This window comes from Bacillus sp. FSL K6-2865, from assembly GCF_040311405.1.
Taxonomy (GTDB): Bacteria; Bacillota; Bacilli; order Bacillales; family Bacillaceae; genus Bacillus; species Bacillus velezensis.
The window spans coordinates 797,541-817,497 of record NZ_CP152036.1; the positions used below are offsets into that span (position 1 = coordinate 797,541).

Annotated in this window: 17 protein-coding genes; 8 read left to right on the forward strand and 9 right to left on the reverse strand. The window is 48.0% G+C overall.

Going from position 1 to position 19,957, the window contains the following annotated elements; genetic code table 11:
• Positions 1 to 112: 112 nt before the first annotated feature.
• The 4 genes from treP (at position 113) to NYE42_RS03935 (ending at position 4,826) form a co-directional block, all read left to right on the forward strand.
• Positions 113 to 1,528: a PTS system trehalose-specific EIIBC component gene (treP, locus tag NYE42_RS03920; RefSeq protein WP_335536712.1), complete on the forward strand. Its 1,416-nt coding sequence runs from the start codon at positions 113 to 115 to the stop codon at positions 1,526 to 1,528.
• Between the two features lie 75 nt (positions 1,529 to 1,603).
• Positions 1,604 to 3,289, forward strand: a complete 1,686-nt coding sequence (gene treC, locus NYE42_RS03925; protein ID WP_251257671.1) for an alpha,alpha-phosphotrehalase — start codon at positions 1,604 to 1,606, stop codon at positions 3,287 to 3,289.
• 21 nt (positions 3,290 to 3,310) lie between these two features.
• Positions 3,311 to 4,027, forward strand: coding sequence for a trehalose operon repressor (gene treR / locus NYE42_RS03930; RefSeq protein WP_352426774.1), 717 nt, complete (start codon positions 3,311 to 3,313; stop codon positions 4,025 to 4,027).
• Between the two features lie 133 nt (positions 4,028 to 4,160).
• On the forward strand, positions 4,161 to 4,826 hold the full coding sequence (locus NYE42_RS03935; protein WP_003155588.1) for an NAD(P)H-dependent oxidoreductase: 666 nt from the start codon (positions 4,161 to 4,163) through the stop codon (positions 4,824 to 4,826).
• Positions 4,827 to 4,861: 35 nt separating this feature from the next.
• Here the strand turns inward: NYE42_RS03935 and NYE42_RS03940 are convergent, their stop codons facing one another.
• The 3 genes from NYE42_RS03940 to NYE42_RS03950 form a co-directional block, all read right to left on the reverse strand.
• Positions 4,862 to 5,623 (reverse strand): YibE/F family protein, encoded by a 762-nt coding sequence (locus NYE42_RS03940; protein WP_047935447.1) that lies wholly within the window; start codon positions 5,621 to 5,623, stop codon positions 4,862 to 4,864.
• Positions 5,620 to 6,759 (reverse strand): YibE/F family protein, encoded by a 1,140-nt coding sequence (locus NYE42_RS03945; RefSeq protein WP_352426775.1) that lies wholly within the window; start codon positions 6,757 to 6,759, stop codon positions 5,620 to 5,622. Before NYE42_RS03945 ends, NYE42_RS03940 begins: the two co-directional genes overlap by 4 nt.
• A gap of 209 nt (positions 6,760 to 6,968) precedes the next feature.
• Entirely contained in the window at positions 6,969 to 11,261 is a 4,293-nt protein-coding gene (locus NYE42_RS03950; protein ID WP_352426776.1) for a multifunctional 2',3'-cyclic-nucleotide 2'-phosphodiesterase/3'-nucleotidase/5'-nucleotidase, read from the reverse strand.
• A gap of 220 nt (positions 11,262 to 11,481) precedes the next feature.
• Here NYE42_RS03950 and NYE42_RS03955 point away from each other — a divergent pair, with 220 nt between their 5' ends.
• The gene (locus NYE42_RS03955; protein WP_003155578.1) at positions 11,482 to 11,997 is read left to right on the forward strand and encodes a type 1 glutamine amidotransferase domain-containing protein; all 516 of its coding nucleotides are present in this window, start codon (positions 11,482 to 11,484) and stop codon (positions 11,995 to 11,997) included.
• 20 nt (positions 11,998 to 12,017) lie between these two features.
• Here the strand turns inward: NYE42_RS03955 and NYE42_RS03960 are convergent, their stop codons facing one another.
• The 5 genes from NYE42_RS03960 to NYE42_RS03980 all read right to left on the reverse strand — a co-directional run bounded on the left by NYE42_RS03960 (position 12,018) and on the right by NYE42_RS03980 (position 16,668).
• Positions 12,018 to 13,049: a LacI family DNA-binding transcriptional regulator gene (locus tag NYE42_RS03960; protein WP_063637089.1), complete on the reverse strand. Its 1,032-nt coding sequence runs from the start codon at positions 13,047 to 13,049 to the stop codon at positions 12,018 to 12,020.
• 134 nt (positions 13,050 to 13,183) lie between these two features.
• Positions 13,184 to 14,068: a shikimate dehydrogenase gene (locus NYE42_RS03965; RefSeq protein ID WP_108725097.1), complete on the reverse strand. Its 885-nt coding sequence runs from the start codon at positions 14,066 to 14,068 to the stop codon at positions 13,184 to 13,186.
• A 65-nt stretch (positions 14,069 to 14,133) separates the two neighbouring features.
• The gene (gene aroD, locus NYE42_RS03970) at positions 14,134 to 14,895 is read right to left on the reverse strand and encodes a type I 3-dehydroquinate dehydratase (protein ID WP_024085013.1); all 762 of its coding nucleotides are present in this window, start codon (positions 14,893 to 14,895) and stop codon (positions 14,134 to 14,136) included.
• Between the two features lie 26 nt (positions 14,896 to 14,921).
• Positions 14,922 to 16,115: an MFS transporter gene (locus NYE42_RS03975; RefSeq protein ID WP_007408506.1), complete on the reverse strand. Its 1,194-nt coding sequence runs from the start codon at positions 16,113 to 16,115 to the stop codon at positions 14,922 to 14,924.
• A gap of 337 nt (positions 16,116 to 16,452) precedes the next feature.
• A complete protein-coding gene (locus tag NYE42_RS03980; RefSeq protein WP_003155571.1) occupies positions 16,453 to 16,668 on the reverse strand; it encodes a DUF1128 domain-containing protein in 216 nt (71 codons plus the stop codon).
• A gap of 155 nt (positions 16,669 to 16,823) precedes the next feature.
• On the opposite strand from NYE42_RS03980, the gene NYE42_RS03985 reads away from it, so the two are divergent.
• Genes NYE42_RS03985 through NYE42_RS03995 form a run of 3 tightly spaced genes read left to right on the forward strand, consistent with a single transcriptional unit; the run spans position 16,824 to position 18,488 of the window.
• Positions 16,824 to 17,297 (forward strand): low molecular weight protein-tyrosine-phosphatase, encoded by a 474-nt coding sequence (locus NYE42_RS03985; protein WP_044802008.1) that lies wholly within the window; start codon positions 16,824 to 16,826, stop codon positions 17,295 to 17,297.
• 13 nt (positions 17,298 to 17,310) lie between these two features.
• Positions 17,311 to 17,637, forward strand: a complete 327-nt coding sequence (locus NYE42_RS03990) for a hypothetical protein (protein ID WP_015239397.1) — start codon at positions 17,311 to 17,313, stop codon at positions 17,635 to 17,637.
• Positions 17,638 to 17,648: 11 nt separating this feature from the next.
• Positions 17,649 to 18,488, forward strand: a complete 840-nt coding sequence (locus tag NYE42_RS03995; protein WP_007408509.1) for a YihY family inner membrane protein — start codon at positions 17,649 to 17,651, stop codon at positions 18,486 to 18,488.
• Between the two features lie 186 nt (positions 18,489 to 18,674).
• Here NYE42_RS03995 and NYE42_RS04000 read toward each other — a convergent pair whose 3' ends face one another.
• Positions 18,675 to 19,853: an MFS transporter gene (locus NYE42_RS04000; protein WP_015239398.1), complete on the reverse strand. Its 1,179-nt coding sequence runs from the start codon at positions 19,851 to 19,853 to the stop codon at positions 18,675 to 18,677.
• Positions 19,854 to 19,957 lie beyond the last annotated feature (104 nt).

Consider the following 19,957-nt stretch of genomic DNA (forward strand, 5'->3'; position numbering starts at 1 on the left):
AAAGCGCTATAAAAATAGATTGACGACATGTATATACATCATTACAATAGAGTCATAAACATGTATATACAAGTTTGTAAGACAAAATGAAAACGGTTACGGAGGGGATGGCATGGGTGAGTTTAACCGGGCTGCGCGGCAGATCGCTGAAGCTGTCGGCGGAATCGAAAATATTGAGGCGGCGACTCATTGTGTGACGCGTTTGCGGTTTGCATTAATAGATGAAACCAAAGTAAACCAAAAAATGCTTGATGCAATAGACATTGTCAAAGGATCTTTTGCGGTAAACGGGCAGTTTCAAGTCGTGATCGGGCAGGGGACGGTCAACAAAGTATATGCGGAATTAGTGAAGGAAACGGGGATGGGTGAAGCGTCCAAGGATGACGTGAAGAAGGCGGCGGCGCAAAAAATGAATCCTTTACAGCGTGCTGTGAAAACGCTTGCGGACATCTTTATTCCGCTCTTGCCGGCGATCGTCACGGCCGGGCTGTTAATGGGTCTGAACAACATCTTAACGGCGGAAGGCATTTTCTACAGCGCCAAATCGATTGTCCAAGTGTATCCGCAATGGGCGGATCTCGCCAATATGATTAATCTGATCGCGGGGACGGCCTTCGCTTTTCTGCCGGCTTTAATCGGCTGGTCGGCAGTGAAGCGGTTCGGAGGAAGCCCGCTCTTGGGCATCGTGCTCGGGCTGATGCTGGTGCATCCTGATCTGTTAAACGCATGGGGCTACGGGGCCGCCGAGCAGAGCGGCGATATTCCGGTGTGGAACCTGTTCGGCCTTGAGGTGCAGAAAGTCGGATATCAAGGTCAGGTGCTCCCGATTCTGCTGGCGTCTTATTTACTTGCCAGGCTTGAGCTCTTTTTGACGAAACGGACGCCGGAGGGCATTCAGCTGTTGGTCGTCGCGCCGGTGACGCTTTTGGTCATCGGTTTTCTATCCTTTGTCATCATCGGTCCGATTACCTTTGCGATCGGTAACGCGCTGACGGCGGGATTGATTGCCGTTTTCGGCCAATTCTCCGCCATCGGAGGCCTGCTGTACGGAGGGCTGTATTCGGCGCTTGTAATCACGGGGATGCATCATACGTTTCTGGCGGTCGATCTTCAATTAATCGGATCAAAGCTCGGCGGCACATTTTTATGGCCGATGCTCGCATTGTCAAATATCGCTCAAGGGTCGGCGGCTTTGGCCATGATGCTGATTACAAAAGATAAAAAACAGCGGGGGCTTTCACTGACGGCCGGCATTTCCGCATATTTGGGCATTACCGAGCCGGCGATTTTCGGAGTGAATCTGCGTTACAAATTTCCGTTTGTGATCGCCATGATCAGTTCGGGAATCGCGGGGATGTTCATCTCCGTCAAAGGCGTTCTCGCAAGCTCGGTCGGAGTCGGCGGCGTGCCGGGGATCTTCTCCATTATGAGTCGGTACTGGGGTCCGTTTGCGATCGGAATGCTGATCGTGCTGATTCTCCCGTTTGCGGGAACATACGGGTATGCGCGGCTGAAACGGCAAAAATAATAAACCTGCGGGGCGCCTTCTATCAGGCTGTCCCTTTTCCCTTTCAATTCAAAACATTACAGGCGGTGAAGAAAAATGAAAACAGACAGCACACCATGGTGGAAAAAGGCAGCGGTATATCAAATTTATCCGAAGAGCTTTAATGATACGACGGGAAACGGGATCGGTGATCTGAACGGTATTATCGAGAAGCTTGATTATTTGCAGAAGCTTTTGATTGATGTCATTTGGCTTACGCCGATTTACGATTCGCCGCAGAATGACAACGGTTATGACATTCGCGATTACTGCACCGTTTATGAAGAATACGGAACGATGGAGGATTTTGAACGCCTTCTCGATGAAGCGCACAAAAGAGGAATCAAGGTCGTTATGGATCTTGTCGTCAACCATACATCAGTCGAGCATCGGTGGTTCAAAGAAGCGGTCTCGTCACCCGACAGTCCGTATCGGGATTTTTACATTTGGAAAGATGGAAAGGAAGACGGCCGGGCGCCGAACAACTGGGAATCAAAATTCGGCGGTTCCGCTTGGGAGCTCGACCCGGCGTCAGGCCAGCACTATCTGCATTTATTTGATGTGTCGCAGGCCGATTTGAACTGGGAAAATGAAGAGATGAGAAAACAGGTTTACGACATGATGCATTTTTGGTTCCGAAAAGGAATCGACGGTTTCCGGCTGGATGTGATCAACCTCATTTCTAAAGACCAATCGTTTCCTGATGCCGAGGATGGGCGTGACGGGCGCCCTTATTATACGGACGGGCCGCGCGTGCACGAATTTCTCCATGAGATGAACCGGGAAGTGTTTTCGAAATATGACAGTATGACGGTCGGTGAAATGTCCTCGACAACGGCTGACCACTGCATCCGGTACACAAACCCTGAGAATAAAGAACTCGATATGACTTTTAACTTTCACCATTTAAAAGTGGATTATCCGAATGGTGAAAAATGGGCGCTCGCTCCGTTTGATTTTCTGAAGCTGAAACGGATTTTAGCGTTTTGGCAGACGGAGATGCAAAAAGGCGGAGGCTGGAACGCATTATTCTGGTGCAACCATGACCAGCCGCGGGCCGTATCCAGATACGGAGACGACGGCGTATACCGGACGAAATCAGCCAAAATGCTGGCGGCGGCCATTCATATGATGCAGGGCACGCCTTACATTTATCAAGGTGAAGAGATCGGCATGGGCAATCCGAAATTCGATGACATCGGCTCATACCGCGATGTCGAATCATTGAACATTTACAAAAAGATGAAGGAAGAAGGTGTGCCCGAAAAAGACATTATCGCCATTTTAAAAGAGAAATCAAGAGACAATGCAAGAACCCCCATTCAGTGGAACAGCGGGCCGCACGGCGGTTTCACGACAGGAACGCCTTGGATTCCGGCGGCGGATGATTATCGGGACGTTAACGCGGAAGCGGCTTTGCGGGACCCGGATTCAATTTTCTATCATTATCAGAAGCTCATCATGCTCAGAAAGGAATATGACATCGTGACGGAAGGAACGTTTGAGCTGCTAGCTGAAGACGATCCGGCGGTTCTGGCGTACGTCAGACACGGCAAGGATGAAAAACTGCTGTGCATCAACAACTTCTACGGGAAAGAAGCGGACTTTACGGTTCCGTTTAAAGACACGGACGGCTGGCGGTTTACGGTGCTGCTGACGAATGATGAACCGAGGGAAGGGCGGCCGGAACGATTGACGCTCCGTCCGTATGAATCGATCGTTTATCATCTGACAAAAGCGTGATACACTAATCTGGGTGGTCAAATGAAAGTGAATAAATACATCACAATCTATAAAGATATGGTGCGGCAGATCGAAAGCGGCCAGCGGCAGGCTGAAGACGTTCTTCCGTCTGAAAATGATTTGTGCGATCAATACGGCACATCACGAGAAACCGTCCGCAAAGCGCTCAATATGCTGGCGCAAAACGGCTACATCCAGAAAATCAAAGGCAAAGGCTCCGTCATATTAGACAGAGAAAAAATGCGTTTTCCCGTCTCAGGCCTGATCAGCTTCAAAGAGCTTTCGGAAACGCTCGGAAAAGAGACGAGAACGACGGTTCACCGTCTCGGGCTGATCCTGCCTCCCTCAGAAGCCGCAAAAGAGCTTGGTACAGAAGCGGATGAAAAGGTGTGGGAAGTCGTCAGATCAAGACGGATTGACGGAGAACAAATTATTTTGGACAAGGATTACTTTGTAAAAAAACATGTGCCTCTATTGACGAAGGCGATTTGTGAAGATTCGATCTATGAGTATCTCGAAGGAGAGCTCGGCCTGTCCATCAGCTACGCGCAAAAGGAAATTGTCGTGGAGCCGGCGGGGGCAGAGGACCGGAAGTATTTGGATCTCGGCGGATTCAGCCATATGGCGGTCGTGAAAAACCGCGTCTTTTTGGAGGATACCAGCCTCTTTCAGTACACGGAAAGCCGGCACAGGCTCGATAAATTCCGTTTCGTCGACTTTGCGAGAAGAGAAAAATAAAAACGGACTGCCGCGGCAGCCCGTTTTTTTTGTCAGTATCAAAATGAATACTATCCAACAAAAATGTGCGTACTGGTACTTTCAAAAATAATGGCTACAATAGTACATAACGATTGAAAAGGAGAGATCATGAATGTCAGATAAAAAACAGCAGATCATCGAAGCGTATCAATTCAGACACGCCACAAAGGAATTTGATCCTGAGAAAAAAATTTCAGAAAGCGATTTTGAATTCATTTTAGAAACGGGAAGATTATCCCCAAGCTCACTCGGTTTGGAGCCTTGGAAATTTGTCGTCGTTCAAAATCCGGAGCTTCGTGAAAAACTCCGCGAGTTCACTTGGGGCGCGCAAAAGCAGCTGCCGACCGCAAGCCATTTCGTACTTCTGCTTGCCCGGACGGCAAAGGATATCCGTTTTGACGCCGACTATGTCAAAAATCACTTGCGGGAAGTCAAAAAAATGCCGGAAGACATGTATGAAGGCTATATCAGCAAAACGGAAGACTTCCAGAAAAATGATTTCAATCTGCTTGAATCAGATCGCGCGCTGTTTGACTGGGCATCCAAACAGACATACATCGCCCTCGGCAATATGATGACAGCCGCTGCGCAGATCGGAATCGACTCCTGCCCTGTAGAAGGCTTCAACTACAAAGAAATTCACCGGATTCTTGAAGAAGAAGGGCTTCTGGAAAACGGAAGTTTCGACATCTCTGTCATGGCCGCATTCGGCTACCGTGTCAGAGAACCGCGCCCGAAAACAAGATCTGCCTCAAAAGACGTTGTAAAGTGGGTATAAGATAAAAAAAGCTGCCGGGCGTGTCCCGGCAGCTTTTAACGTTTATTTGGTTTTGCTAAAAAACAGGCGGTGATCCAGGACGTAACGGGAATGATGATGCCGATCCCGATTCCGGCACAAAGAATGGTGACGGCTTCCGCACTGAATACTTTTGAGTTCACTATTTTTTCAGCTGAGTATGATAAGTCTTTAAACCAGATAATTAAAGCCAAATAGCTGCCGAAAAAAGCAAAGAATAACGTATTCGTATTCGTTCCTAAAATATCTCTCCCGATGCTTAATCCGAATGTGTACAGATCTTTTCTGCTCATGGACGGATTATGACTGTAAATTTCCCGCATGGGTGAAGTAATGGAAATCGCGACATCGGTAATCGCCCCTATCGTGCCCATGATGATCATGGCTGCGGTAACCTTCACAAAATCCACCCCGACAAACAGTGTGAATATGCCGATATCACCCAATTCTTCTTCACCGAATCCCTGAATCGAAGTATGTTTTGTTACAGACATAATAAAAAACAGCAGCAGTACAATCGTCAGCATTGCAGAAATAAAGGCGGTTACGGTTTTGACGTTTCCTCCATTAATATAAAAAAGAGTAATGCTGCAAATCACGGCGGAAGAGAGCAATGTTAAAACAATCGGATTGATGTGCGGGTCTGTCATTAAAATGATGGTGAGAAAGAGAACGCCGAAATTTAAAAATAGCGCAATAAAAGACCTCGCTCCTTTTTTTCCGCCGATGATGACCATCAATAGAAATAAAATCGCCGCGAGAATTACGATGACATTCATGAGCTTGCCTTCTTTCGTTTAATAAAAAAGATAGAAGCATACAGACTGGCGGGTATGGCTAATACGATTCCGATCCCTCCGGCCAATGCTCTGGCTATTTCCAAGGAAATGTTCATAGAAAGAGTGAATCCTATCGGGGAATCATTTTTCAAATACAACAGCATCATCGGAATAGAGCCGCTTATATAAGCAAAAAACAGAATGTTGGTCATCGCCCCCATGATGTCTTTTCCGATCTCCATCCCGGAACGTCTGAGAGCTTGTAATGAGATACCCTTGTTTTCTTCATATAATCCGAAGACAGATGACGTCATGGTAATGGCTACATCCATGACCGCTCCCAGTGATCCGATAAATACCCCGGCCATGAACACCGTGTGATAAGGGCGGGTTAAATACTGCATTTCCTCATATCTGAGACCTTTCTCTCCGGTTGCCAGCATCACCAGATACGTAATCAGCAGGGAAACGAAAGTGCCTGCGAGCGTCGCGGCAATGGCAGCGTATGTTTTCGCGTGAAAACCGCTGACAAGCAGCAATGAGATGACAGTAAAGATGAGAATACAGATACCGCAGATGAAAATTAACCCTATATTAGGATGCTTCCTGTACAAATCTAATGCAAACGACAGTAAAACGGCGTTAAATATCAGGCTGACGATCGAAAAGAAGCCTTGTTTTTTGCCGACGATAAGCAAGGTGAAGATGAAAACCCAAGCGATCAGCAAAAGCTGCTTATCCCGTTTTTTATCTATAATGCTTCCCGATATATCCTTGTTTGATGGTTTCCCTTTATCAATAGAAACGAATACTTCATCGCCAATCGAATATTTCTGATCATTCGCTCCGGATGATGAATACTGATTGGACAAATGAATGAGCTGTCCTTTCTGACTGCCGTTTTCAAGTCTGGCTGTGATCGTCTGATTGAAAATCTTATCTTTGTTTTTATGCTTGTCCTGTACGTCAGACTGATGTTCCAATGTTGTTTTCGTCACTTTGGCAATCGGCCGCTCATAAAAAGAAGCATTGTGAGTGACGAAAATGAGCGAGCTGATAAAACAGAGCGCTGTTATCACGTAAAACAGCTTTTTCTTGTAAGACATGCGGTTTCGTTTGTGTCCTGTTATCTTCAAAAAAAGTCCTCCAAACAGGCGGCGCCGTATGAAAGAGAGGCCCTGCCGTGAAGTGTTAAACGATGCGGATGCAGTCTTTCGCGAATAACGGTCATATTTTATCACTCGGCCGTACGGCTGTCGACTCAGAGGGGGACCGAGAGAAAAAGCTCCCCTGAAATCAGATCAGGAGAGCTCTTGGGATGAACCGCCCGATAAAAGCGGTCTTTTTATGCTTCGTTCACTTTTTTTGCTTTTCTTCTTTGATACAGATACAGTGCGGTTCCGAGCGCGCTGATGAGAAACCCGGCAAGAAGGATGGAATACATCGTTGTGGCCGTATCAGGAAGCAGGCCGCCCGGCGATACTCCGTCCTGTGCAGGGCCGGATGACGGTTTTTGTCCGTTTGGCTGCTTTCCGGAGCCGTGGTCTCCGCTTGTCGGCGGCGCGCTCTTCGTGTTTGCGTTTAATATGGTGTATTCACTGAAATGATTTGTATAGCCCGTGACGAGATCGTGTGAAACCGAACCGTTGTCTGTTTTTGTATAGACGTTCTTTTTCCGGTCTACATGGTAAATGCCCGGCTGTTTCGCCTTTTTCGTATTCTCAATGCGCAGGGTGAGCTTTACCGGCGCTTTGAATGTTTTGATGTCTTTGTTTTTCTGCTTCATTGTAAAGTCGTATACATTTGAAAGCGCCCCGCTTACTTTTCCTTTCGGCGTCACGCCGAATCGTGTATCAGCTGAAGCAGCGTTTGCCATCGGCATTTTCATGCTGAACTTGTCATGCAGGATCGTAAGGGAAGAATCCGATGTTCTGTCCTTTAACAGGCCGATTTGTTTTTTGGTCACGCTGAGATCAATCGGCTTTTTGGCGCCGTCATTCTTATCGTAATACACGATCGGCGTGTTGGCGTTTTTGGCATAAACGGCAAATGCGCTGTCATCTTCAAGCGTCCACGAACCGTTTTTTTGTTTCGTCGGCAGATACACTTCCTGCGCGCGGCCGTCAACTTTCGGTTCCACCGCTTTTCCCGCTTTTTCAAGCTGCTCGGTGAAGACCTCATAGTCGACAAAGCCAAGGTCTTCTTTATGGGACGCTTCGTTAAAGACGGAATATCCGTCTCCGCCTTCACCGACAAAGTTACTGGTGGCGACTCTGTATGTCTTCTTATCAGAAATCGGCTTTACGCTGCCGTCATCCTGTACGGCCGCAGCTTGAAGAACGCGGTGTCCCGGCTTTTTATTCAGTGTAAACGTGTATGTTAAACCGGCAACTTGAGGGAAGGCGCCGCCTTGAGTCTCAATTCCGCTTAACCCTTGTTCCAAGGCTTGTTTGATCTGTTTTCCGGTTAAATCCGCGACGTAAAGCGTGTTGCCGAACGGCATCACATTCAGCACATCGCCGAGTGTGATGTCTCCTTTATCAATGCCCGCGCGGATGCCGCCCCCGTTTGTGATCGCGATTTGGGCGCCGGCCGCTTCCTTCGCTTTTTGCAGCATGCCGTCTGCGATGAAGTTTCCGAGATTGGTTTCTTTGGAGCGGACATGCTCGCGCTGGCCGTCAAGTGCGACCTTTGTTGAGCCGACTTTTTCATTTTTGACTGAGACGAGCTCTTTTTTAAACGGATCAAGCTCTTTTTTCAGATCCGGGTCTTCTTTCGTCTGCTCGTTCACCGGCAGCGCCTGAAGAGAGGATTGTTCCGGCAGGACGATGCCGTTTTTGTCAAATGCGACATCGACACGGCCTAAATATTCGCCATATTCTTTTGCCTGGGCGACGATGGTCGGCTCTTCGTTTTTGACAACTTCCATTTTATCTACAAGCGTATGCGTATGTCCGCCGACGATCAAGTCGATGCCTTTTACCTTTTTGGCAAGATCGAGATCACGCTGATGCCCGATATGGGTCAGGGCAATAATTTTATTGACATGTTCCTTGTTCTGTATTTCTTTTACCGTATCTTGTGCGGATTGGAAGGCATCATGAAAGACAATGCTTTTTCCCGGGCTTGATGTGACGGACGTATCTTCTGTCGTTAAGCCGAATACGGCGACTTTTTCTCCGTTTACATCAAGCAGAATGTATGGATAGATGCCTGCTTTTTTCTTTTTCCCTGCCGTAAATGTGTCTGCTTTTTTCATGAATGGTCTGAGTTTTGACTCTTTGGACACATCGACATTTGAGCTGACGAGCGGAAAGTCAGGCGCTTGAAAATTGTATTTTCCGGACGGGTCAGCCGCGCTTCCGTTCCCGCTCAGGAAGCTGGCGAGAGCACCCGGGCCTTTATCAAACTCATGATTTCCGAAAGTCATTGCGTCGTAACCCATGCTGTTCATCAATTTTAAATCAGCCAGCCCCTGCCACTTTGTGAAATAGAGATCGCCTGAGAAAACGTCTCCCGCATCCAGCAAAATGCTGCGGTCGGTTTCGCTTCTGATTTCTTTGATTTTCGTCATCCGCCTCGCCGCGTTATCAAGGTGGGCGTGCGTGTCGTTTGTATGCATAACGGTGAGTTTCCATGCGTCATCTTTCGGCGGATCTGTGCCCGGTTCATCATCTTTGAATTGGAGCTTGTACTGTCCGTAGCCCGCGTTTTGTGATTCACCGATATAGGCGACGTCATCTGCGCGGTCGGCAAACGGCTTTGCGGCCAAGGAAGATTCAAATGTCAGGTTTGTCCCTTTGACCGGAAGGATGGACCAGTTATGATCAGCCTGCGGATTAATCGTTTTCTGCTGGATGATGTAATCCATTAAGACCTGCCTGTTCTCATCGGCAGAAGAGTATACGATTTTATCATTGCTTAAGTGAGGGAATCCTCCGCCGCCTGAAGCGCGGTAATTATTTGTGACGATCAGAAATTCCTGCTTGGCGCTGACGGGCTTTCCTTGATAAGAAAGGTTGACGATCCGGCTTGCATCGGGATGAATGACTGTTCCGTTTTCGTTGTATTTCGCCGGTTTTGTGACATCGACCTGATAGGTGACACCGTCAATGACATCAAAATTGTATGAGCGGTAGGCGTCATTTAAAAGCGCTTGGCTGCCGCCTTTTGCCTGATCGATCTGATTAAATTGCCCCGCGGACATTTCGAGCCAGTCCTTCACTTCGCTTCCGTTCAGCTTGACGATCTGAACCGTGTTGTCATACAGGTACAAATCGCCGATATTTTTGATGGCGAGGTCGCCAGCGGAAATGTTTGTATAGTAGTTTGAGCCGTTCCGCCCGCCGGCTTTAAACGGGGCGCCCGCCGAGAGGATAGGCAGATCTTTGTATTCCGTATCCTTCATCTTATTTTCGGCGTACCATTTTTGCGCATCCGTTACGATTTGAATGGACGGATCATCTTTGACTTGGGCGAAGAAACTGTTGATATCGGCTTTTGTCTGGCCGACGGGTTCTCTGATGTATTTCAATGTGCCTTCGTGCGCTTTTTTGACGGTATTGACGACGGTTTCGTTTTCCGACGTCACATTGCCGGCAATCGGCTCGATGCTGCCTTTTGCATCTTCCACATGCCACGCGCTGTCTGTTTTTTCAAGCCGGAGGTCGATGACGCCCGCATATTTGCCCCAGCTGCTTGACATGACAACGGGGATGCCGTTAATCGTGCCTTTATCGACGTCAAATTGATCAGCGCCTTTGTATTCGGCATCAGGGAAAAGCCCGTGCTGATGGCCGGATACGATCGCATCAATTCCGCTGACTTTCGTTGCCAGGTCAAAAACGGCGTTTTCCGCTCCGGAAGACTGCGCTTTTTTTTCGATGCCGCTGTGGGCGAGGGCGATGACGATATCGGCTCCTTCAGCTTTCATTTTCGGAACGGTTTTCTTTGCGGATTCCACAATGTCTTCGACCTGAAGGCGGCCTTCGAGATTTTTCTTATCCCACGTCATGATCTGGGGAGGAACAAATCCGATGTAGCCGACTTTTATCTGATGCTTGCCGCCGTTTTCATCCGTGACGGTTTTGTCTTTTATGACATAAGGCGTATAACGGTTTTCGCCGCTTAATGTTTTCACATTGGCGTTAACGATCGGATAATCAGCGCCTTTGATTGTCCCGTCCAGAAATTCAAGCCCGTAATTAAATTCATGATTGCCGAGTGTTCCTGCGTCATAATGCAGACTGTTCATCACTTCAATGATCGGATGGGTCTTTGCGCCTGAAATAATATCATTTTTCTCATATTTTACGGCGTATTCTCCGAGGGGATTCCCCTGAATCAGGTCTCCGTTATCGACAAGCAGCGTATTCGGGTTTTCGCGCCTGTGCTTCTCAATAAGCTGAGCCGTTCGGGCCAGCCCGAATTCCGTTGTCGGTTTGTCGCTGTAGTAATCGTAGTCCATCATGTTAGCGTGAACGTCAGTTGTGGCTAAAATGCTGAGATTCACACTGGAGGATTTGTTTTCTTCTGCTTTAATGGGTGATGTTGGGAGGATTAGACTAAGTATCATAACTAGGGGCAGCAGAATACGGAGTGTCATATTGACGCTGCATCGTCTTTTCTGTATTCTCACCTGTTCTCCACCTTTCAACAAATTTTGTCATGCAGTACCATTGTAAGAATATTTTGTGAAAGTTCATATAGATTTCATGATGATTCTTGTAAAAAGATGAAAAATGAGGATAATGACCTATGTGAAACGGATGAGCGGCAAACGCGTTACCTATGTTTGATGTTAGTGTGGCTGGGGTACATGGATTTATGTAGACTTCATCAAGCAGGAGGTAGTAACTATGGGTAAAAAAATTGCAGTTGTATTAACCGATTATTTTGAGGATGTCGAGTATACTGAACCTGCGAAAGCTTTTAAAGATGCGGGTCATGAATTAACCGTAATTGAACAGGAAAAAGGAAAAACAGTCAAAGGCAAACAAGGGGAAGCGGAAGTGAAAGTAGACGCGTCCATCGATGATGTAAATCCGAAAGACTTTGACGCATTGCTGATCCCGGGCGGATTCTCTCCTGACATGCTGCGTGCGGATGACCGTTTCGTCCAATTTGCCAAAGCGTTTATGGATGATAAAAAACCGGTGTTCGCCATCTGCCACGGACCTCAGCTTCTCATCAACGCGAAAGCATTGGACGGGCGCAAAGCGACAGGGTTTACATCAATCCGAATCGACATGGAAAACGCGGGCGCGAATGTTGTGGATGAAGAAGTCGTCGTCTGCCAGAACCAGCTGGTCACAAGCCGCACACCGGATGACATACCGGCATTCAACCGCGAATCATTAAAACTGCTTGCGTAATATAAAAGCGGAGCGCCGTATCAGGCGTTCCGCTTTTTTTGTGAAGATTCCCGGATAACCAGCTCAGGCGCCAGAATAATGCGTTGTTTTTTGTGCTGGGAACTGGTGATTTTATGATGCAGCAATTGAGCCGCTTCTTTTCCCGACTGCCGCGGAAAGGAAGAAACGGTTGTAAGCGGGGGATAAGAAATTTCAGCTTCCGGCACGTTATCAAAGCCGACAATGTCAATATCTTCGCCCGGAATGAGCCCGGCTTTTCTGATCCCTTGCATGACGCCGAACGCGACCAAATCACTGAAGCAGAAAATCGCGGTCGGGCGCTCAGACCGGCGGAGGAGCTCCGTCACGGCTTCACAGCCTGCTTCGCGGGTCGGCGCGCTGTCAATGACATATTCATTTTTCACTTCCAGATCCGCTTCACGGAGCGCTTTTTTAAACCCTTTCATGCGCTTCGTCCATGTTGACGAGTGCTTCACGCCGCCCAGAAACGCAATCTCCTGATGGCCTTTCTCAATGAAATGACGCACTGCCTTATAGGTGCCTTCCTCATAATCGGCTCCGACAAAATCACAGTCGGCATCGGCAATCTCCCTGACGGCGAGCACGACCGGAATGTCAAGCTGCTCAAGGCGGGAAAGGGTTTCCTCAGCCGTACCTGAAACCGGACATAAAATCAATCCGCCGACCCTGTGCTCCAGCATGGTCGAGATCAGCTGCTCCTGCTTCGCGACGGAATCAAATGTCGTGCCTAACAGCACCGTTAATCCGACTTCCTCAAGCGTATTCTGAACGCCGATCAGAAACTCTGAGAAAAACGTATTGGAAATGTCAGTAATAATCAATCCTACCGTTGTGGACGTCTGTGATCGCAAATTCGCGGCGACCCGATCATATACGTACCCCAGCTCCCGCATGGATTGCAGCACTTTCTCACGGGTCGCTTCGGAAATTCGCGGGTTATTGCGGACGATTAATGAAGCGGTGGATGTTGAGACGCCGGCATGTTCAGCGACCTGCTGCAATGTCACCCGGCGTTTTTTTTGCTGTTTCATACGTCGCATTCCTCACTTGGTTTTATTCGTTACATCCATTATAAGCGTTTTGGCGGCTGAGAAGAAAGAGAGAGGGGAGAAAATGATAAAGCGCCGGAAGACGGATTGTCCTTCGGCGCTTCTGTCACAATAGGTTATTCAAACATTTGCTCTTTAATATACTGAACCGGCATTTCACGGCCTGTCCAATATTCAAACGCCATGGCGCCCTGCCAAAGCATCATGCCGAGGCCGTTAATGGTGTTGCAGCCGGCCGCTTGAGCTTGTTCAAGCAATTTCGACGTAACGGGGTTGTAAACGACGTCTGTCACAATCAAATCAGGACGGAGCATGGATGTATCTTCAATGACGCTCAAGCCTTCAAGCGGTTTCATGCCGACACCCGTTCCGTTTGTGAAAATATCGCTTGAAGCGATTTCAGCACGCAGCGCATCTTGATCTTCGAGCGGGAAGACTTTCGCTTTGCACGAAGATCCCTTCATTTCTTCATTGATGATGCGGACGTTTTCTTCCGCTTTTTCGAAAAACGCGTCATTGCGGGCGAAAATAGAGATTTCTCCGAGGCCTTCCAATGCGGATTGAATCGCTATCGGAGTGGCAGCCCCGCCGGAACCGATCAGCGTCATTTTTTTGCCCGTGATATCGATGCCGTGTTCTTTTAAGTTGCGGACGTATCCCATACCGTCAGTGGAGTGTCCGATCAGTCTGCCGTTTTCATTAACGACTGTATTCACCGCGCCGGTGAATTTCGCTGAATCCGCGAGTTCATCGAGGTAAGGGAGAATGTTCATCTTGTTCGGCATCGAGACATTGAAGCCTCTGACGTTTAAGGCGCGCATTCCCGTTACCACATCTTCCAGCTGTTCATTGCCGACTTCAAACGCGAGGTACGCGTAGTTCAATCCTAATTTTTTAAACGCCAGGTTGTGCATCGCCGGAGATAAAGAGTGTCCGATCGGTGTTGCGAATAATCCGATAAGCTGAGTTTTTCCGTTAATCCGTCCTAAATCTTTCTTCATGATGTATTCCTCCGTTAGTCCATTCATTTGTTTTTCAACCCGCTTTGAGGGCAGAAAAACGCTGATTACATATGTTTATTTAAAATGCTGAGTACGCTGCGCAATTCTTCAACGGGAATCTGTCCGGGCGCTGATGCTTCTTTGCCCGCTCCGAACGTGCACGCTGAACCGAAGACTTCGCCGGCCAGGCGGCTGATCAGACCTGTTCCCGCCATTGACATCGTGATGATCGGCCGGTCTGCGTATTGTGTTTTCATCGTGTGAGTGGCATCCAATAATACGAAAACATCTTCAGTGCTTTGCGGCATCACCGCGATTTTCGGAATGTGCGCGCCGTACGCCTGCATGTTCCGCAGCCGAGAAATGATTTCTTCTTTTTTCGGTGTCTGATGAAAATCATGATTGGACATGACGACATATACGCCGTTGTCTTCAGCGGTTTTCACAATTGATTTGACTTCCGCTTCTCCCGTAAACAACTCAACGTCTGCAAGGTCAATGTGTTTTGTTTCGATGGCGGTTTTAAGCAATTCAATGTAAAAGCGGTCATCAATAACTTTATTTCCGCCTTCTTTATGAGTTCTGAATGTGAAAAGCAGCGGTGTTGCGCCTGCGGCTTTCCGCAGCTTTTCAAGCATGCCTTTTACGGCGTCCAGGCTGTCAACGTGCTCGTACACATCCGCCCGCCACTCAATGATATCCGGGCGAAGCCTGTTGACGGCTTCAATTTCTTCGAGCAGTTCTTTCTCTCCGGCCGCCATCAGCGGCACAATGATCTTCGGAAGCCCTTCGCCGATGACCGTGTTTCTGATCGTGATAGATTGCATGATAAATCCTCTCCCTTAAAAAATAGTCAGGCTTTCATCACTTGCTTAAAGCGGATTCCGATAAACAATGCGAGAAGGGCGCTGACGGCCGCAATTCCGATATCAAGCAGAAAAACAGGCGTCAGGCCGGCCGCTTTGGAGATCGCTCCCGTTACAAGCGGAATGACAATAAAAGATAAGCTTGATGCTATATTAACAAAAGATGTGATCGTACCTTTATTTTTAGGGAATAAAACAGCCATAACCGTCATCGCCAATTGCAGAATGCCCGCAGTTGAAAGTCCGATGACAAAGGAGCTGATGACTGATACGGCCGGCTGATGAATGAAAATCAGAGCAAGCAGCGCGATTGCCGCGATCACAGGGTACAGCACCATTACCGTAATCGGCTGAATCACTCTGTTTAACAGCACGGCCAGCAATAATACGGACACAAGCGCACCGATGCTGTAATAGCTCAGCAATTTGACAGCCTGCACCTCAGGCATGCCCAAAACGGTTTGCCCGAACTTAGGAAGCCATACTTGAACGAGCATAAACAGCGCCGTAGATGAAAAGCCTAACAGAATGATCGCAAGACCTTCGCGCCATATCGACGGCTGTGATGTGAACGCGTCATCAGACGGAGAGGCTTCCGTCCGGCCGCCGTCTTCTTTTTGCTTATGATTCGGAAACGGAACTTTTAACAGGAAAAAGCCGTTCAGGAAGAAAATAATGCCCGGTACGAAAAACGTCCAGCCGTAAAACAAATGCCTGTCCGCAATAAACGCGATGAAAAACGGAAGCACCGTCGCGCCGATGGATACAAACGCTTTGATTAACACGGTTGCAGAGCTTGCGTTTTTCGGAAATCCTTCAATAAGCGCCGGATATGTCCCGGAATCCAAGAAGGAATTGGCGATCCCTGCGAAAATGGCGAAGATAAACGCGGCCGTATAGTTTGTCGAAAGCGGAATTCCGATTAGGAAAATCAGATACAGAAAGGCGCCCGACACGATAAACGGCCGTCTCCCGAATGTATCCGAAAGCTTCCCGGCAAACAGAAGCGAAATCAGCTTCCCGATCCCGATGGCGGAGACCAAATAGCTGACCCCGGCTGCGGATGTATGAAGCTGTTTTGATAATGCCTCCATATTGGATGCGATAATAATATTGATCATGCCCAGCAGGAAATAATTAATATAAAGACCCGCTGCCATTTTGGTGTATATGTTTTTCATGATGACATCCCCTAATGCGGTTAATAAAGAATTAAATTAATTTTTAAATTAACAAAAGCACAGAACCATTCCCCTTTATTGAACCACTGCCTTTCTTTGAAAACTGGTTTGATAAAACGGTTGCAGATACAAAACTTGAATAACGCTGATATCACAACGAGTATATCGTTCTACTAAATAAAAAAAGATAAGCGGCCCGCTCATTTAGTATATCGTTCTACCAAGTTCACAGTTACTATACTCCTTCTTTTTATATGTGTCAAACCGATGAACTTTTATTTTTTACTTTTTTAAATCAAAAAAAGACCCGCCGTTTTTCGGCAGGTCTGACACGGGTTTATTTTCTGAGAGAGGCGAGCTCCTCGGCAATGGCCTGCATTTCACTCGGGCTGAATGATGCTTTTTTCATGACCATTTGATGAAGGTATGTAAGATCTTCTATTTTTTCATCACTGAAATCTTCCGCTCTGATGACGCCGACATTGAGCATGTTGAGCTTTTGCGAAATGTCTTCAATCATTTTGTTTAACGTTTCTGTTTGTTGGCTCGGCAAATTCATGCATCCTTTCATGACCGTTTTCGTACCCTTTATTCTAACAGAATTCATTTAGAATAAAAGCTTATTTCCACAGCAGCAGAAAAGTTGCTAAGATGATGATAAGGTTTTTGATCCTCAAAATGCGGGGAAAGAATAGGGAGGTTATCGATATGATACATGTGCTGTTTGTCTGTCTGGGAAATATTTGCCGGTCGCCTATGGCAGAGGCGGTATTTTCTGATATGGTGAAGAAAAACGGGCTGAACGGGCAGATTAACATTGATTCAGCGGGAATCGGCGCCTGGCATGCGGGAAATCCGCCGCATGAAGGGACAAAGGAGATCCTAAAGAAGAAAGGGATCAGCTCAAGCGGCATCACGGCGAGGCAGGTGCGTGAGTCTGATCTGACCGATTTTGATTACGTCATTGCGATGGATGCAGAAAATATCGGACATCTGCGCAGCATGGCCGGTTATAAAAAAGCGGCGCCGCGTATTGCAAGGCTGCTTGATTATGTACCGGAGTCGGACCTTGCGGACGTGCCCGATCCGTATTATACCGGGAATTTCAGCGAGGTGTACGCTTTGGTCGAGTCCGGGTGCCGTCATTTGCTGGAGACAATAAAGAAAGACCATCATTTATAAGGGGGATTGACCGATGAAGCAGACACGCATCATGGCAAAAGCGATTCTGATCGGCGCTGCCGCCGGCGGAGCACTGTCCTTATTACATAAGCCGACAAGAGAGGCATGTTTCCGGAACATGGACGCGTGCAGGCAGCGTGCGGCATTCTACCGAAAACATCCTGAAGTGCTGAAACAGCAGGCATCTGCAAAACTTGATCAAGTGAAGACCATCGCCAATACCGTATCGGATGATCTGAGTTTTTTAAACGGCCAGATCACTAAGCTGAAGCAGACGACACCGCAGGTCATTGACCTGTTAAAAGAAACGAAGGAGCATTTTTCGAAAAACGATCATTGAGGTGGGATGTCATGAGTTTTATAAAGGAGCTGTTTGCAAGGTTTTCTCTCCATGAAGGACAAAGTAAATCGGCGGAGCTGGCGTATTTTTTCCTGCTGTCATTGTTTCCGTTAATGATTTTCATGCTGACGCTCACCGCCTATCTTCCCATATCGGCAGAAGACGTGCTCGGGGCGGTCGATCAATACGCGCCCGACAGCGCCATGTCTATGGTGAAATCCATAACGGAGCAAACGCTGAACAAGCGCAGCGGCGGGCTTTTGTCATTCGGGATTATCGCCGTCATCTGGTCGGCTTCGAATGGTATGAACGCGATTGTCAGAGCATTTAACCATGCCTACGAAGTCGAGGAAAACCGCTCATTTATCATCATTCGCCTGACCTCAATTTTTTTAACCATCGCGATGGTGGTTACGATTTTAATCGCATTGCTTCTGCCGGTGTTCGGCAGAGAAATCGGAATGCTGGCCGCAGATTTCATCGGCGCCTCCGGCCTGTTTTTGCAGGTGTGGTCGGTTGTCCGCTGGGGTATCAGTCCGCTTATCCTTTTAATCGTGTTTACCGCGCTTTACATTTTCGCGCCGAATAAAAGGCTTTCCCTCCGTTTTGTACTGCCGGGAGCCGTATTTGCGGCAGCCGGCTGGATTATCGTCAGTATGCTGTTCTCATTTTACGTTGGCACCTTTGCCAACTACAGCGCCACATACGGGAGCATCGGGGGAATTATCGTCCTTATGATCTGGTTTTACCTTACGGGAACACTGCTGATTTTAGGAGGAGAAATCAACGCGCTTTTACATAAACGTAAAAAGCTTCCTGATGAAAATCCGTACCGCGGGAGCAAGCTATAGAGGAACGGATGACGTTCAAGCTGAATAACGGAGGGAAATCGATTATGACCAAGCATACGAAAAAAGGCGGAAGCCATAATAAACAAAACTCCAAAAACGGCCCGAAGAATAAAACAAGCGGAAGCGCTAACGGGCAGAACGGATACCACTAGAAAGAAGCCGCCTGACTTAGATCAGGCGGCTTTTTTATGAGGCCGGAAAAGAATGGGATTCGGATGCGGGATTGTGCTTTGTTTTCCCGAAGACGAGCGCAAGCCAAATACAGACCAGAATCACCGTAATAAAGTAAAACAGATTGGCGTTTTCAAACCGCTGCATATACCATCCGCCCGCCACCGGGCCGATCATGCTGCCGAGGCTGAAGGAAATGCCGCAGAGCAGATTGCCCGCCGGCAGCAGATGGGACGGCAGCAGGTCGCTCATATAGCTGATGCCGAGGGAAAACATACTGCCGACCGCCATTCCCGCCGTAAAAAAGCAGCAGCCGATGACAGAAGGCGACGGAAACAGTCCGGCCGTCAAAAAGCAAAGGGCACCCGTTAATAAGATGACGAGCAGGACACGTTTTCTCCCGAATCGATCGCTTAATAAACCGAGAGGGAACTGGAATACAATACTTCCGATGGCAAAAGCGGGCAATATCAGCGCGACGGCATCAACGGATATGCCTAAGCGCAGGGCGTACACGGGAAAGCTTCCGTTCAGCGCTGTTTCTAAAAAACCGTACCCGAAAGCCGGGAGAAAAGCGACCCAGCCGAAAAGAAGGGCGCGGTAAAACCGTTTTGCGCTGTTATCCCCGGATGTTTCATCCGGACCTTGCGCCGGGTACTCGTTACGTAAGACAAATACAAACAGCCAGGCGGCAAGACTGATACAGCCGGATACGATAAACGGAAGGGACGGACTTGTTTTCACAAGAGGGACCATGAACGGGCCGACAGCGAATCCGAGCCCGAAGGACAGTCCGTACAGCGAAATGTTTCTTCCTCTGTTTCGGGGCGTTGACTTTGACGTCACCCACGTTTGGGTTGAAAAATGCAGCATATGATCCCCGATTCCGATAAGCAGCCGAAGAAAAAACCATAACCATATGGATTGAAGCCAAATAAAACTGAATAAGCTGATGATAACAAGAAATCCGCCCATGACCATCAGAGGTTTGAATCCGAGCTTGCGCAGCGGGGCCTCCATAAACGGCGACGCCAGAAGCACGCCGATATAAAGGCCGGTTGCGTGAAGTCCGTTTATAGCGGCTGATTCCCCGTTCGTTTCAAAAATGACGGAGATCACCGGCAGAAGCATGCCTTGGGAAAATCCGGAGATGGAAACAAGCAGAACCAAAATAAAGAAGTACAGTCGTGACATCGCGTATTTTCTCCTTCGTCAGTATCTTTCTTGATCGTACACGGATTTGTCGCGTCCGGCAACCTGAAAATGCCAATTCGGGCTGCCGCGGAAGTGTAATTGAG

What these genes read in the sequence shown, in the direction of transcription:
- treP (WP_335536712.1), top strand. Translation starts at nt 113, where the DNA reads ATGGGTGAGTTTAACCGGGCTGCGCGGCAGATCGCTGAAGCTGTCGGC.
- treC (WP_251257671.1), top strand. Translation starts at nt 1,604, where the DNA reads ATGAAAACAGACAGCACACCATGGTGGAAAAAGGCAGCGGTATATCAA.
- treR (WP_352426774.1), top strand. Translation starts at nt 3,311, where the DNA reads ATGAAAGTGAATAAATACATCACAATCTATAAAGATATGGTGCGGCAG.
- NYE42_RS03935 (WP_003155588.1), top strand. Translation starts at nt 4,161, where the DNA reads ATGTCAGATAAAAAACAGCAGATCATCGAAGCGTATCAATTCAGACAC.
- NYE42_RS03940 (WP_047935447.1), bottom strand. Translation starts at nt 5,623, where the DNA reads ATGAATGTCATCGTAATTCTCGCGGCGATTTTATTTCTATTGATGGTC.
- NYE42_RS03955 (WP_003155578.1), top strand. Translation starts at nt 11,482, where the DNA reads ATGGGTAAAAAAATTGCAGTTGTATTAACCGATTATTTTGAGGATGTC.
- NYE42_RS03960 (WP_063637089.1), bottom strand. Translation starts at nt 13,049, where the DNA reads ATGAAACAGCAAAAAAAACGCCGGGTGACATTGCAGCAGGTCGCTGAA.
- NYE42_RS03965 (WP_108725097.1), bottom strand. Translation starts at nt 14,068, where the DNA reads ATGAAGAAAGATTTAGGACGGATTAACGGAAAAACTCAGCTTATCGGA.
- aroD (WP_024085013.1), bottom strand. Translation starts at nt 14,895, where the DNA reads ATGCAATCTATCACGATCAGAAACACGGTCATCGGCGAAGGGCTTCCG.
- NYE42_RS03975 (WP_007408506.1), bottom strand. Translation starts at nt 16,115, where the DNA reads ATGAAAAACATATACACCAAAATGGCAGCGGGTCTTTATATTAATTAT.
- NYE42_RS03985 (WP_044802008.1), top strand. Translation starts at nt 16,824, where the DNA reads ATGATACATGTGCTGTTTGTCTGTCTGGGAAATATTTGCCGGTCGCCT.
- NYE42_RS03990 (WP_015239397.1), top strand. Translation starts at nt 17,311, where the DNA reads ATGAAGCAGACACGCATCATGGCAAAAGCGATTCTGATCGGCGCTGCC.
- NYE42_RS03995 (WP_007408509.1), top strand. Translation starts at nt 17,649, where the DNA reads ATGAGTTTTATAAAGGAGCTGTTTGCAAGGTTTTCTCTCCATGAAGGA.
- NYE42_RS04000 (WP_015239398.1), bottom strand. Translation starts at nt 19,853, where the DNA reads ATGTCACGACTGTACTTCTTTATTTTGGTTCTGCTTGTTTCCATCTCC.